At 73.7% G+C, this 13612-nt stretch carries 15 protein-coding genes; 11 read left to right on the forward strand and 4 right to left on the reverse strand.

The window, feature by feature from the left end; genetic code table 11:
- The gene (locus BMW85_RS23110) at positions 1-1080 is read right to left on the reverse strand and encodes a WD40/YVTN/BNR-like repeat-containing protein (protein ID WP_091084862.1); all 1080 of its coding nucleotides are present in this window, start codon (positions 1078-1080) and stop codon (positions 1-3) included.
- Positions 1081-1373: 293 nt separating this feature from the next.
- Between BMW85_RS23110 and BMW85_RS23115 the strand changes: the two genes are divergently transcribed.
- Entirely contained in the window at positions 1374-2171 is a 798-nt protein-coding gene (locus tag BMW85_RS23115) for a helix-turn-helix domain-containing protein (protein WP_177240830.1), read from the forward strand.
- Positions 2172-2198: 27 nt separating this feature from the next.
- Here the strand turns inward: BMW85_RS23115 and BMW85_RS23120 are convergent, their stop codons facing one another.
- The gene (locus BMW85_RS23120; RefSeq protein ID WP_245775008.1) at positions 2199-3311 is read right to left on the reverse strand and encodes a globin domain-containing protein; all 1113 of its coding nucleotides are present in this window, start codon (positions 3309-3311) and stop codon (positions 2199-2201) included.
- Positions 3312-3600: 289 nt separating this feature from the next.
- Positions 3601-4188 carry a TetR family transcriptional regulator gene (locus tag BMW85_RS23125; protein WP_091084870.1) on the reverse strand — a complete coding sequence of 196 codons (588 nt, stop codon included), beginning with the start codon at positions 4186-4188 and terminating at the stop codon, positions 3601-3603.
- 88 nt (positions 4189-4276) lie between these two features.
- Between BMW85_RS23125 and BMW85_RS23130 the strand changes: the two genes are divergently transcribed.
- The 4 genes from BMW85_RS23130 (at position 4277) to BMW85_RS23145 (ending at position 7736) form a co-directional block, all read left to right on the forward strand.
- Positions 4277-5137 (forward strand): SDR family NAD(P)-dependent oxidoreductase, encoded by an 861-nt coding sequence (locus tag BMW85_RS23130; RefSeq protein WP_091084872.1) that lies wholly within the window; start codon positions 4277-4279, stop codon positions 5135-5137.
- 159 nt (positions 5138-5296) lie between these two features.
- Entirely contained in the window at positions 5297-5980 is a 684-nt protein-coding gene (locus tag BMW85_RS23135; protein WP_091084875.1) for a gamma-glutamyl-gamma-aminobutyrate hydrolase family protein, read from the forward strand.
- Between the two features lie 9 nt (positions 5981-5989).
- Positions 5990-6925, forward strand: coding sequence for an alpha/beta hydrolase (locus BMW85_RS23140; protein WP_091084877.1), 936 nt, complete (start codon positions 5990-5992; stop codon positions 6923-6925).
- Positions 6926-6938: 13 nt separating this feature from the next.
- Entirely contained in the window at positions 6939-7736 is a 798-nt protein-coding gene (locus BMW85_RS23145; protein WP_091084879.1) for an enoyl-CoA hydratase/isomerase family protein, read from the forward strand.
- A gap of 292 nt (positions 7737-8028) precedes the next feature.
- Here BMW85_RS23145 and BMW85_RS23150 read toward each other — a convergent pair whose 3' ends face one another.
- On the reverse strand, positions 8029-8619 hold the full coding sequence (locus BMW85_RS23150) for a class I SAM-dependent methyltransferase (protein ID WP_091084880.1): 591 nt from the start codon (positions 8617-8619) through the stop codon (positions 8029-8031).
- Positions 8620-8747: 128 nt separating this feature from the next.
- Here BMW85_RS23150 and BMW85_RS23155 point away from each other — a divergent pair, with 128 nt between their 5' ends.
- From BMW85_RS23155 to clsA, 6 genes are all read left to right on the forward strand, one after another.
- Positions 8748-10340 (forward strand): sensor histidine kinase, encoded by a 1593-nt coding sequence (locus BMW85_RS23155; protein ID WP_245775009.1) that lies wholly within the window; start codon positions 8748-8750, stop codon positions 10338-10340.
- The gene (locus BMW85_RS23160) at positions 10337-11008 is read left to right on the forward strand and encodes a response regulator (protein ID WP_091084882.1); all 672 of its coding nucleotides are present in this window, start codon (positions 10337-10339) and stop codon (positions 11006-11008) included. The genes BMW85_RS23155 and BMW85_RS23160 overlap by 4 nt, the downstream gene beginning before the upstream one ends.
- 125 nt (positions 11009-11133) lie before the next feature.
- Entirely contained in the window at positions 11134-11544 is a 411-nt protein-coding gene (locus tag BMW85_RS23165; RefSeq protein ID WP_245775010.1) for a hypothetical protein, read from the forward strand.
- A 10-nt stretch (positions 11545-11554) separates the two neighbouring features.
- On the forward strand, positions 11555-12148 hold the full coding sequence (locus BMW85_RS23170; RefSeq protein WP_091084884.1) for a phosphoribosylanthranilate isomerase: 594 nt from the start codon (positions 11555-11557) through the stop codon (positions 12146-12148).
- A 30-nt stretch (positions 12149-12178) separates the two neighbouring features.
- Positions 12179-12970 (forward strand): GNAT family N-acetyltransferase, encoded by a 792-nt coding sequence (locus tag BMW85_RS23175; RefSeq protein WP_091084886.1) that lies wholly within the window; start codon positions 12179-12181, stop codon positions 12968-12970.
- Between the two features lie 60 nt (positions 12971-13030).
- A complete protein-coding gene (gene clsA / locus BMW85_RS23180; RefSeq protein WP_091084889.1) occupies positions 13031-13612 on the forward strand; it encodes a cardiolipin synthase ClsA in 582 nt (193 codons plus the stop codon).

Below are 13612 nucleotides of genomic sequence, written 5' to 3' on the forward strand. Positions count from 1 at the left end.
TCAGAGCACCGCCGCGCGCACGGTGAGGACGTCGGGCAGGTGCCGGGCGACCAGGGTCCAGCTCTCGCCGTCGTCGCGGGAGCAGTGGACCTCGCCGTCGCGGGTGCCGAAGAACAGGCCCGCCTCCGACATGGTCATCGCGTCGCGCAGCACGGCGGCGTGCACCGGCCCCTCGGGCAGGCCGCGGTCCAGCGCCCGCCAGGTGCCGCCGGCGTCGTCGCTGCGGTGGACGCGGTAGCGGTGGCCGACCGGCGTGCGGTCCATGTCGGCGTGCAGCGGCAGCACGTAGAGCGTGTCCGGCCGGGTGGGGTGGGCGACGACGGGGAAGCCGAAGTCGGACGGCAGCGAGGAGCCGATGTCGTGCCAGGCGCCGCCGAAGTCGTCGCTGCGGTAGACGCCGAAGTGGTGCTGGAGGTAGAGCCGCTCGGGGTCGACCGGGTCGGGCGCGACCTTGTGCACGCAGTGCCCGAACTCGGGGTATTGCTGCCCTTCCGGCAGGAACGGCGCCCTGATGCCCTGGTTGGCCGCCTCCCAGGACAGCCCGCCGTCGGAGGTGCGGTAGAAGCCGCCCGTGGAGATCGCCACGCCCATGGTGCGTGGATCGGTGGGGTGGCAGACGATCGTGTGCAGGCACAGCCCGCCGCCGCCCGGCACCCAGCGCGGGCGGTGCGGGTGCTCCCACAGCGCCTCGACCAGCTGGTAGGTCACGCCGCGGTCCTCGGAGCGGAACAGCGCGCCCGGCTCGACCCCGGCCCACACCACGTCGGGCTCGCTGGGGGAGGGCACGAGCTGCCACACCCGGGTCAGGGTGGTCTCGGTCTTCTCGGGGAAGGCGATCGGTGGACGCTCGGCCTCGCTCCAGGTGCGGCCCAGGTCGTCGCTGTACATGACGGACGGGCCGAAGTGGCCGTACTCGATGCCGGCCAGCAGCCGTGGGGCGGGGGCGCGGGTGTCGACGGCCACCGAGGGGACCGCCACCGTGGAGAACTGGATCGGCTCGATCTCGAACGGGCCGCCGTCGCGGGAGCGGGCGAGGAACAGGCCCTTGCGGGTGCCGATCGCGAGCAGTGCGTCAGTCATCGGATCTCCTTCAGCGTGCGAGCTGGTCTCGGAGCGGGAGCGGGAGCGGAGGATGCGGGCGCGGAGGGGAACGGCGTGGCTCTGGCGGGGTGACTTGGACGGGGTGGCTCTGACGGGAGTGGCTCTGACGGGTCGGCTCTGGGCGGGCTTGGCGCCCATCGTGCCACGCGGGACCGACAACTTCCGGCCACTGGAGGATTCGCCCCGTGACGTCCCCGGTCCCTGGCCGGCCGGGCCGCTCATTACCTGACGGGTAATCGTGGCGCTTCCCTCGGAACGATAGGTTTTCCGGCATGGGAGCAGTAGCCGTACGAAATGAGACTTTTGGTGAGTTGTTGCGGTCGTGGCGGCAGCGGCGGCGGGTGAGCCAGCTCGACCTGGCCATCGAGGCCGAGGTGTCGGCCCGCCACATCAGCTTCCTGGAGACCGGCCGGGCCCGGCCGAGCCGTGAGATGGTGCGGCGGCTGGCCGAGGAGCTGGAGGTGCCGCTGCGGCAGCGCAACGCGCTGCTGACCGCCGCCGGGTTCGCGCCGATGTACCCCGAGCGGGAGGTACGCGCGCCGGAGCTGGGGGTCGTGCGCCAGGCGCTGGACCGGATCCTCGCCGGGCACGAGCCGTACCCGGCGGTCGTGGTGGACGCCGCGTGGAACCTGGTGGCGGCCAACGCGGCGGCCGCGATGTTCATGGACGGCGTGCCGGCCGAGCTGCTGCGGGAGCCCGTCAACGTGATGCGGCTGTCGCTGCACCCGCAGGGCATGGGCGGGCGGCTGCTCAACCTGGCGGAGGTGCGCGCCCACCTGCTGCCCCCGATCCGGCGGCAGGCCGAGACCTCGGGCGACCCGCGGCTGGCGGAGCTGTACGAGGAACTGGCCTCCTACACCTACCCCGGCGTGGACCTCAACGTGGCCCACGTGCCCGGCCCGGCCGACATCCTCGTGCCGCTGCGCATCGCGGACGGCGACCGGGTGCTGTCGATGTTCACGACGATCGCGACGTTCGGCACCCCGCTGGACGTGACGGTGTCGGAGCTGGCCATCGAGACGTTCTGGCCGAGCGACGAGGAGACCGCCGCCGCCTTCCGCCGCGCCTGACCGGCACCCGCGCTCCCGCCCGGCGGGTCAGCTCCGGGCGGGGGCGACGTCCCGGTGGACGACGTCCCGGTGGATCTGGGACAGGGGGACGCCGTCGGACTGCAGGCGGCGTACGGTCTCGCCGACCATGCCGGGCGGGCCGCACACGTACACGTCGTGCTCGGTCCAGGAGTGGAAGCGCTGTGTCACCTCGGGCAGGCCGCCGCTCATCCCCACCCAGGACGGGTCGCCGGAGACCACCGGCACCACCCGCAGCCACGGGAACGCGGCGGCCATCCTGAGCAGGTCGGGCAGGTCGTAGAGCTCGGCGGCGGTACGGGCGCCGTACAGCAGGTGGATGTTGGGCCGCCGGCCGGAGGCGATGACGTGCTCGACGATCGACTTCAGCGGCGCGAGGCCGGTGCCGCCCGCCACGCACAGGATGTCGCGCCCGCTCTCGTCGTCGGGTGTCATCGTGCCCATGGCCGGGCCCAGCAGGACGGTGTCTCCCACGCCTGTGTGCCGGGTCAGCGCCGTGGACACCCAGCCGCCGGGGACCGAGCGCACGTGCAGGCGGATGGTGTTGTCGGGGCGCGGCGCGTTGGCGATGGAGAACGTCCGCCACACGCGCGGCCAGCGGGAGGTCTGCACGCTGACGTACTGGCCGGGCAGGTACGGCAGCCGCTGCGCCGGCCGCAGCGTGATGACCGCGATGTCGCGGTGGCGCAGCTCGTGGTCGACGACGTCGGCCGGCCACCAGGGCGGGGAGACGCCGGCGTCGGCCTCGGCCGCGCGGATCATGGAGTTGGCCGCGGCGGTGTACGCCGACACCCAGGCCGCCTCGATCTCGTGGTCCCAGATGTCGGCGGCGAAGCGGCGGATCGTGGCCAGCAGCGCGTTGCCGATGGCGGTGTAGTGCTCGGCGAGGACACCGTACTTGCGGTGGTCCCTGCCGAGCTGGCCGAGGTAGGAGTCGAGGCCGTCGGGGCTGTCGAGGCTCCAGACGATCCGGGTCAGCGCGCCGAACAGGCGGTCGCGCTGGACGTCCATGGCGGGCGGGAACATGGCGCGCAGCTGCGGGTTCTCGGCGAACAAGCGGCCGTAGAAATAGGCGGTGGCCCGATCTGCGTGCGGCTCGACGACGGAGAAACTCTCTTTCACCAGGCGCGGATTCAACGACATTTGTACGCAACCCCACTTTGCTGACCGGAGAAACGCTCCGGTCCTCGTCGTTCCACCTCCCTGACGGCTCCGGGTGACGAGCGGCGTGGCCGGCGCCCCGGCTGCCACGCGCTCGCAAAGGAGTCTTACACCCCGCCTGACGCGTCACAACCGTTTCGCCGCAATACGGTGCGAATTTCTCTGGGATCGCTTTTTTCTTTTTCCGGGAAGACAATTAACGCGAACAAAAGTCGTGTTCGCCTTTTGTGGCGCGCGTGACCCGGGCGGGTCAGCTCAGGAACGCCGGGCGGAGCATGGCGAAGACACGGTCCGTCAGCTCCAGCCGATCGGCGTCGCCGCCGGCGCCCTCGCCGGCGCTCTCGTCGGTGCGCAGCCACTCGCGCGCCACCGTGTCGAGCGCGGCCCCGGCGGCGGCCGCCGCGAGGTCGGCCTCCAGCGCCGCCACCCCCCGCCCGATCAGCGCCTCGACGATCCGGGCGCGGGCCTCGTCGCGTTTCTGCAGGAGCCTCGCGCGCAGCGCGGGGGTGCGCTCGACCAGCCGCATCACCTCGGTCTGCGTGTTGATCCGGGCCTCCCAGCCGCGCAGCACCGCGTGCAGGCACTCCCAGGGGCCCTCCTGCGGAGGGCGGGCGGCGACCTCCCCGGCGACCTGCTCGCCCATCGCCTCCAGCTGCCCGAAGAGCACGTCCTCCTTGCTCGGGAAGTAGCGGAAGAAGCTGCGCCTGGACATCCCGGCCGCGCGGGCGATGTCGTCGACGGTCGTCTCGTCGAAGCCGCACGTCGTGAACAGCTCCAGCGCCCGTCCGGCCAGCTCGGCGCGGACGGCGCGCCGGGTGCGATCCCGCAGACCCTCCATGGCAGGAGAGCCTACACCAGTTGCCAGGTGTGGCACTGAGTGTCATATTGAGGGCATTGCTCCAGGAACTGTGGGACCGGAGGTTCTCATGCGAGGAAAAACCGTGCTGGTGACCGGCAGCACCGGCGGGATCGGCAAGGAGACCGCGCGCGGGCTGGCCGCCCTCGGCGCCCGGGTGATCCTGGTCGGGCGCGACCCCGTACGCGCCCGGCAGGCCGCCGAGGAGCTCGGCGCGGGCGGCGCCCGGGTGGAGGCCGTCGCCGCGGACCTCACGCGGCAGCGCGAGGTGGCCAGGCTCGCCGCCGAGGTGGCCGGCCGGTGCGACCGGCTGGACGTGCTGGTCAACAACGTCGGCGTCAACCCGCCGCGCCGCACCCTCACCGAGGACGGCGTGGAGCTCAACTTCGCCGCCCACGTGCTGACGCCGTACACGCTCACCCGCCTGCTGCTGCCCCTGCTCGGCGGCCGGGTCGTCAACATCACCGGAGGCATCCCCGGCGGGCCGATCGACCTGGGCAACCTCCAGGCGGAGCGCCGCTTCATGGGGTGGACGTTCAGCCAGTACAACCACACGAAGACGATGCTGATGGCGATGAGCCTGCGCTTCGCCGAGGAGGTGGCCGGCACCGGCGTCACGGTCAACGTCGCCTATCCGGGGCACGGGCACACGCCGATGAACCGGTCGATGACCATGGGCTCGTTCCCGTACGCCTACCGCCCGGTCGTCCCGCTGCTGCGGCTGGCCACGCCGTACGTGTTCGGCGACCTCACCAAGCCCGCCCGCTCCAGCATCCACCTGGCCTCGAGCCCCGAGGTCGAGGGGGTCAGCGGGGCCTACTTCAGCATGAGGAGCCGCCGGGTGGACTGGCCCGCGAGCGCTCTCGACCGGCGCAACCAGGACGCGGTCTGGGCCCTCTGCGAGAGCCTGGCCCGGGAGGTTGTCGCCTGACAGGCGGCAGTGAAGCGGACGAAAGCCCGAAGTCCGATGAGGTGGGATCTTCCGGAGAAGTGACATACCGGAAAGCGCGTACGCCATGATGGGCGTCAAGCCGTCGGCGCTGACGGGCCGGCGGCGGCACCAACTCCATCCTGCCCCCCGGGAGAGCGCATGTCCCGACCGCTGATCGGCATCACCGCCTACTACGAGGCCGCCCGCTGGGGCGACTGGGTCAGGGAGGCCGTCCTGTCGCCTCCCTCCTACGCCAAGGCGGTGCTGCGGGCGGGCGGAGCGCCGGTGGTCCTGCCGCCGGTCAGCTCGTACGCCGTGGAGGACTACGTACGCGGGCTGAGCGGCCTCGTCCTCGCCGGCGGCGTCGAGGTGGGGGCGGACGCCTACAACGGCGAGCAGGACGCCCGCGTCCCCGAGCCGCAGCCCAACCGCGACCGCTTCGAGCTGGCGCTGGCCCGCGCCGCCGTACGCGCCGACGTGCCCATCCTCGCCATCGACCGCGGCATGCACGTGCTCAACGTCGCCCAGGGCGGCAGCCTGATCCCGTGGCTGCCCGACTCCCTCGACAGCGACCGGCACGCCGGGCCGGGCGCCCACACGATCCAGGTGAGCGTGACCAGCACGCTCGGCAAGGCCGTCGGCGACCGCGTCGAGGTGGTCGCGCCGCACCACCAGTCCGTACGCCGCCTCGGCACCGGCCTGCTGGCCGTGGCCTGGGCCGAGGACCAGATCGTCGAGGGCGTGGAGCTGCAGGGACACCGCTTCGGCGTGGGCGTGCAGTGGCATCCCGAGCGGGGCGGGGACACCAGGATCTTCGATGCGTTCATGGAGGCGGCCCGCTAGGCTGCGATCATGCCGCTGCACCCCCAGGCGCGGGCCTTCCTCGCCACCGCCGGGTCTGACGAGGGCGCCGACCCCGACGCGCGCACGCTGGAGGACATCCAGCTCGCCCGCGCGGCCCCCGACCCGTACGTGCTGCACCGCGGCCCGCTGACCACGCTGCCCTTCGTCCGCGACGAGCTGGCCGAAGCCGTCCCGATCCGCGTCTACCGCGCCGACCCCGGCGACGCCCCGCTGCCGGTCGTCGTCTACTTCCACGGCGGCGGCTTCGTCCACGCCGGCGGCTTCGTCATCGGCGACGTCCGGCGCTCCGACGCGATGGGCCGCTTCCTCGCCGTCCGCACCGGCGCGGTGGTGGTGTCGGCCGACTACCGGCTCGCCCCCGAGCACCCGTTCCCGGCCGCGGCCGACGACGCCTGGACGGTCGTGCGCGACATCTTCGCCCGGCCCGCCTTCTACCAGAGCAACGGCGTCGTGGCCGTCGCCGGCGAGAGCGCGGGCGGCAACCTCGCGGCCGTGGCCGCCTGGCAGGCCCGCGACGCCGGACTGCGCCTGGCCCACCAGGCGCTGGCCTGCCCCCTCCTCGACGCCGCCATGGAGCTGCCCAGCCACCGCGACCACGCCAAGGGCTACCTCCTGTCCGCCGCCGAGCTGGCCTGGTCCGTGCGCCTCTACGCCGGCGACGCCGACCCCGCCGACCCGCGGCTGTCGCCGCTGCGGCTGCCCGACCTGGCCGGCCTGCCGCCCGCGACCGTGGTCACCGCCGAGTACGACGTGCTGCGCGACGAGGGCGAGGCGTACGCCCGCCGCCTGGCCGAGGCCGGCGTGCCGGTCGAGTGCCGCCGCTGGGACGGCGCCCTGCACGGCTTCACCGCCCTGCCCGGCCTGTTCGACCAGGGCGCCGAGGCCCGCGACTACCTGGCCACCCGGCTCAGGCAGGCCCTGTGAGCGAGGAGGACCGGTGAAGCACGACGCCTACGCCCGCTACGAGAAGCTGCGCCTCGACACCCCGGCCGACGGCGTGCTGCGCATCACGATCAGCGAGCCCGCCCGGCTCAACGCCGTCGACGCCGCCGCCCACCGCGAGCTGGCCGAGATCTGGCGCGACGCCGACCGCGACGACAGCGTGCGGGCCGTCCTCATCAGGGGCGAGGGCCGGGCGTTCTCCTCCGGCGGCGACCTGTCGATGATCGAGGAGATGATGGCCGACCACGCGACCAGGCTGCGCGTGTTCGCCGAGGCCCGCGACATCGTCTACAACGTGCTCAACTGCGGCAAGCCCGTCGTCTCCGCCATCCAGGGCCCGGCCGTCGGCGCGGGGCTGGCCGTGGCGCTGCTCGCCGACATCTCCGTCGCCGGGCGCACCGCCCGCATCATCGACGGCCACACCCGGCTCGGCGTCGCCGCCGGCGACCACGCCGCCATCGTCTGGCCGCTGCTGTGCGGCCTGGCCAAGGCGAAATACCACCTGCTGCTGTGCGAGCCGGTCACCGGCGAGGAGGCCGAGCGCATGGGGCTGGTCAGCGTCTGCGTCGACGACGACCAGGTGCACGAGCGGGCCATGGAGCTCGCCGTGCGGCTCGCGTCCGGCGCGCAGGAGGCGATCAGGCTGACCAAATACGCGCTCAACAACTGGCTGCGCCTCGCCGGGCCGTCCTTCGACGCCTCGCTGGCCATGGAGTTCCTCGGATTCACCGGTCCCGACATCGCCGAGGGCGTCCGCGCCCTGCGCGAGAAGCGCCCACCGGCGTTCGGCTGACGAGGCCGGTTGAAGGAGGGCGGCTCAATGAGGGCGTGTGCTTCCCCGCGCTCCGGGTAGTCGCAGGTCAATGACGGACCGTCCGGCGAGGTCGAGAACGCCGCCCCGGCGGACGGGCCGCCCGCGGCGATCACGCCAGGGCCCGTGCGTGATCGGCGAGGCGAGGGCAGGCGGGGTCGATCGGCACCCGGGCGCACCGCGCGGGTGAGCACCTGTGGCGTGAGGTGGTTGAGCCAGAGCTTCCTCCGCCCCGGGTGCACCCGCCCTCTCACCGGGCGCGGCTCGGGCGGGATCACGCCCGGGGCCGCCGGGCGTGGAAGACGAACGCCGGCGGGGCGTTGCGCCACACCGTCCGGCCCGGCACGACCTCCTCGAACCGTTCCGCCAGCAGCGCGCGGAACCGCCGCGCCGAGCTGAGCGGGATCGCGTGGATGTAGGAGAAGGTGGTGAACGCGGCGCCCTGACCCATCGCCGCCGCCACCGCCCCCAGCAGGTCCCGCTGGGCCCGCTCGGGGAAGGCCGCCCACGGCAGCCCGCTGACCACCACGTCCGCCTGCCGCAGCCCCCGCTCCCGCAGCAGCTCGCCCAGCCGGGCCGCGTCCGCGTGCGCCACGTCAACCAAGGGGAAACGCGCGGCGAGCAGCCGCGCCATCGGCGCGTTCAGCTCCACCGCCAGATGGTGGCCGCGCCCGCCCAGCCGCTGCTGGATCTCCTCCGTGAAGGGCCCGGTGCCCGGCCCGAGCTCGACGACCGTGGGCTCGCCGCGCTCCGGCACCGGCGCGCAGACGGCCGCGGCCAGCCGCCGCGAGCTGGGGGCGACCGCGCCGATCACGGCGGGGGAGCGCAGGAACTGCCCGAGAAAAAGTGCGGTGTCGTTGGACATGCGTCGAAAGTACGGCCAAGATCCCCCTACACCGCTCCACCCACCGGGCGTACCTGCGGCCAGTAGGAGGAGGCGGCATCCTTCGACCGGAGGATCAGCGGTTCACGGTGTGCGGATAGCGTGAGTGCATGCGTTGGCGCGGTGTGCCGCTGGATGTCCTCCTGGCGGTTTCGGGAGTGGCACTGGACCTGTTGACCACCGCCCACGCGGGCGACACGACCTACCTGCCGGCCGAGGCGAACCTGCCGATGGGGGTGCTGGCCGGCCTGCCCATGGGGTTCGTCCGCAGCCGGCCGGTGCCGGTCACCCTCTACCTCGCCGCGCTGCTCGTCGTCACCGACCAGCTCGGCTCGTACACCTCCAACACCGCGCAGATCCTGCTCTGCGTCGCGGTCGGCGTGGCCGGGTTCCGCTCCGGGCGGCGCGGCACGGTGCTGGCGACGGCCGCCGCCATCGCCGCGACCGCGGTCAACATCGCCGACCCGGGCATCGCGCTCACGGTCAACAGCTGGATGTACTCGGTCCTGCTGCCGGTCGTCCCCGCCGTGCTCGGCGCGTACCTGCGCGGCTCGGCCGACCCGCTGGAGGAGCGCGACGTCACCCCCGACGCCCTGCTGGCCGCCGGCGGCGTGGCCATCACCGTGCTGAGCACCTGGACCACCTGGCACTCCGGCAGCCAGCCCGTCTGGGTGGTCGGCCTGCTGGCCGTGGTGGGCGGCCTGTCGCTGGGCGTGGCGAGGCGGCTGCCCGGCCTCGTCCTCCTCGGCCAGGGCGTGCTGCTGGTGTGCGCCGACACCTATCTCAACGAGGCCGTCAACACCTGCGTGATCCTCACGCTCGTCTCCGTCGGCGTGTTCGCCATGCGGGTGGCGTCGTGGTGGTGGCTGGTGGCGGCCTACGTCGCCGGCTGCATGCTGACCGCCATCGCCGTCGTCGGCGAGGGCACCGAGGTCACGCCGTTCCGCGTCGGCGTGCTCACGATGCTGGTCGCCACGCCCATCGCCATCGGCCGCTACCTCGGCATGCGGCAGGCCGCCGCGGCCGCCGAGCGGCTGCGCGCCGAGGAGGCGGCCCGCGCCGCCGTCGCCCAGGTGCGGGCCGACCAGCTCGCCGAGCGCGAGCGCATCGCCCGCGACGTCCACGACATCGTCGCCCACCACGTCGGCGCCATCGTGCTGCGGGCCAGCGCCGCCCGCTACACCGCGCCGGACGGCCCGGTCGCCGACGCGCTCACCGACATCCGCGAGACCGGCCACCAGGTGCTGCAGGACCTGCGCGACCTGCTCGACCTGCTGCGCGAGCCCGAGCGCCAGCCGCACCTGCTGGCCGACCCCACCGACGTGGTACGCGAGTCGGCCGAGCGCATGGCCGCCGCCGGCCTCGTCGTGGACCTCCACCTCGACCCCGCCACCGACCAGGCCCCGCTCACCGCTCGCGCCTCGGCGGCGCGCATCGTCCAGGAAGGACTCACGAACGTGCTCAAACACGCCGGCCCCGGCACCCGGGTCAGCGTCACCGTCGCCCCCGAAGGGGAGGGGCTGGCGGTGGAGATCCGCAACGGCCGCCCGCCCACCCTCATCGAACGCCTGCCGTCCTCCGGGCGCGGCCTGGCCGGCATGCGCGAACGGGTGCGCGCACTCGGCGGCACCCTCAGCGCCGGCCCCGACGGCGAGGGCGGCTGGCTGCTGGCCGCGAGCCTGCCCGCGAGGAGCGCCACGTGATCCGCGTCCTGGTGGCCGACGACCAGGCGCTGGTCCGCGCGGGCGTGCGCATGCTGCTGCAGGCCGCGGGCGACATGGAGGTCATCGGGGAGGCCGAGGACGGCGCCGAGGCGGTCCGGCTGGCCGAGCGGCACCTGCCCGACGTGATCCTCATGGACCTGCGCATGCCCCGGGTGGACGGGCTGGAGGCGATCAAGCGGGTGCTGGCCGCGCGGCCGGGCATCAGGATCGTCGTGCTGACCACGTTCGCCGAGGACGCCAACGTGCACGCCGCCCTCCGCGCCGGAGCGGTCGGCTTCCTGGTCAAGGACGACGAGCCGGAGCGGATGGTGGACGCCGTGCGCCGGGCCGCCACGGGGGAGCAGCTCCTCGCGCCGTCCGTGCTGCGCCGCGTCGTCGAACGGTTCCTCGCCGCCGAGGAGCAGGCCGCCGCCCCGGTGCCCGCCGGGCTGACCGAGCGCGAGCTGGAGGTGCTCGCCCTGGTCGGCACCGGCCTGTCCAACGCCGAGATCGCCGAGGAGCTGCACGTCGGGGTGACGACGGTCAAGACCCACATCGCCGCCGCGATGGACAAGCTGGGGCTGCGCAACCGCATCCAGGCCGCCGTGGTCGCCCACCGCGCGGGCCTGGTGGACGCCGCCTTCCGCCCTGTCCGCCGCGATTCCTGACCGGCGCTCCCACGTGCTCCGCCGCGGGGCGGACCGGCTCTCATCCCGCAGGCTGACGACGCTCCGAGGCCCGCGTCGCGACCATGAGGTCCCGCACCGAACCCTGCTGCGAAAGGACCTCCGAGATGGAGAGCACCACCGTCATGAACCGGCCGGCGGCCGGCCAGGTCTCCGCCGGCCTGCTGTACGCGCTCCGCGTCGCGATCATCGCCCAGGCCGCCGCGCTGCTGGTGGCGGCCTCGTTCGCCGGGCAGGCGGTCGAGACCGAGTCCCTGGCCGAGACGCACGTGATGGCCGGGATGGTGGTCCACCTCATCGCCCTGGTGCAGATCGTGCTGGCCGTGCTCGTCTGGCGGCCGGGCCGCGGCGCGGGCTGGCCCGCCCTGGCCAGCCTCGGGCTGTTCGTCCTCGGCATGGCCCAGCACTTCACCTGGGCGGTCCTGGGGGCGCACCTGCCCAACGGGGTGACGCTGTTCGGGCTGATCCTCGCGCTGCTGATCTGGTCGTGGTCGCCGGCAGCCGCCAGGCGCCGCTAAGGTCGTGAGGGTGTACGTCAAGATCTGCGGCCTGAGCGAGCCCGCCCACGTGGCCGCCGCCGTCGAGGCGGGCGCCGACGCCATCGGGTTCGTCATGACCCGCAGCCCGCGCCGCGTCACGCCCGAGCGCGCCGCCGAGCTGGCCGCGCTGGTGCCCGCGCACGTCCTGACCGTCGGCGTCTTCCGCGGCGAGGACCCGGAGACGGTCCGGGCGGCGGCGCTGACCTCCGGCGTGCGGGCGATCCAGCTCCACGGCCGTCACCCGCACGCCGACTTCCTCGCGCTGCGCGACCTCGGCGTCACCCTGGTCCGCGCCGTCGACTCCGGGGCCGACCTGCGCTGCGGCGCCTACGACGAGGACCTTCTCCTGGTCGACGCCCCGCACGCCGGCTCCGGGCAGCCGTGGGACTGGGCGGCCGTGCGCGGCCGGCCGTCGGGCCGCTGGCTGCTGGCCGGCGGCCTGTCCCCGCACAACGTCGCCGAGGCGACCGCCGCCGCCGACCCGTGGGGGGTCGACGTGTCGAGCGGCGTCGAGGTCGCGCCCGGGGTGAAGGACCCGGCTCTCATCGAGGCGTTCCTCAAGGCGGTGCGCGGTGCCCGCTGAGCGGGGCCGGTCCTGGTCGGGGAGAGCGTGATGGACGACGTCGCCCACCTGTCCGCCTTACGGCGCGCGAGCGACGCGGCCGACCTGGCCCGCGCGCTCGCGTTCCTGCGCGGCTTCGCCCGCCGCCGGGCGCCGCGCGAGGTGCCCGTGCCCGGCGGGGTGGCCGTGCTCGACGAGCGTTACCCCGGCTCCCACGACGACAACCGCCTCCTCGTGTGGGAGCCCGCCGAGCCGGACGAGGTGCTGCGGGCCGCCGACGAGGTCCTCGCCGGCCGTGCCCACCGGCTGGTGACGGTCGGCGACGACCGCCTCGGCGAGGCGTTCGCGCCAGCCTTCGCCCGCGCCGGCTACGCCCACGAGGTCGACCTCGTGATGGCCTTCCGCGGCGCCGTCCCCGAGGACCCGCCCCCGGCCGAGCCCCTGGAGATGGCCGAGCTGGTGGAGGTGCTGCGCCGCGAGTGGCGCAGCAGCCTGCCCGAGGCGGGCGAGGAGGTGATCGAGGCGCTGGCCCGGCGCGTGGAGAACCGCGTGGCGGGCGCCGACCGGGTGCTCTTCCGCGGCGTGCGCGCCCCCGGCGGCGAGCTCGCCGCCCGCGCCGACCTCTACCTGCACGGCGGCGTCGCCCAGATCGAGGACGTCTGGACGAGCGAGCAGCACCGCGGCAGGGGTCACGCCCGCGCGCTGCTGACCGCGCTGCTCGCCGAGGCGGCCGGCGTCGAGCTGATCTTCCTGGTCGCCGACACGGCGGACTGGCCGAAGGACTTCTACGCCCGGCTCGGTTTCGCCGGGGTCGGTCGCACGCATTCCTTCCTGCGCTCCTGACGGCGGGGCCGGGCCCGACCGGCTGCGCGGGAGTTCGGCGCACTCAGTAGGGTCTGCTGCGTGAGCGAAACTTCCGCCGAGGACCGGATCTGGACGGTTCCCAACCTGCTGAGCTTCCTGCGCCTCCTCGGCGTGCCCGTGTTCCTGTGGCTCGTCCTCGGGCCGCGGGCGGACGGGTGGGCCATCGGGATCCTCGCCGTCGCGGGCTTCACCGACTGGCTCGACGGAAAGATCGCCCGGGCGTTCAACCAGACCAGCAAGCTCGGCCGGCTCATCGACCCGGCCGCCGACAAGCTCTACGTCTTCGCCACGATCCTGGCGCTGCTGCTGCGCGAGGTGATCCCGTGGTGGCTGGTGCTGGTCATCCTCGCGCGCGAACTCTTCGTCGCGGCTTCCTTCCCCGTCCTCCGCAAGCACGGCTACCGGGCACTTCAGGTGCATTTCCTGGGCAAGGCCGCGATGTTCAACCTCATGTACGCCTTCCCCCTCCTCTTCCTTGCCTCCCACTCCGGGTGGTATGCCGATATAGCCCGGATAGTCGGCTGGGCCTTCGCCCTCTGGGGCACGGGCCTGTACTGGTGGTCCGGATTGCTGTACGTGGTGCAGGTGCGCCGGCTCGTGGTCTCGGCCAAGAAGGAGTGA

Origin of the sequence: Nonomuraea wenchangensis (assembly GCF_900111685.1) — a bacterium.
Classification (GTDB): Bacteria; Actinomycetota; Actinomycetes; order Streptosporangiales; family Streptosporangiaceae; genus Nonomuraea; species Nonomuraea wenchangensis.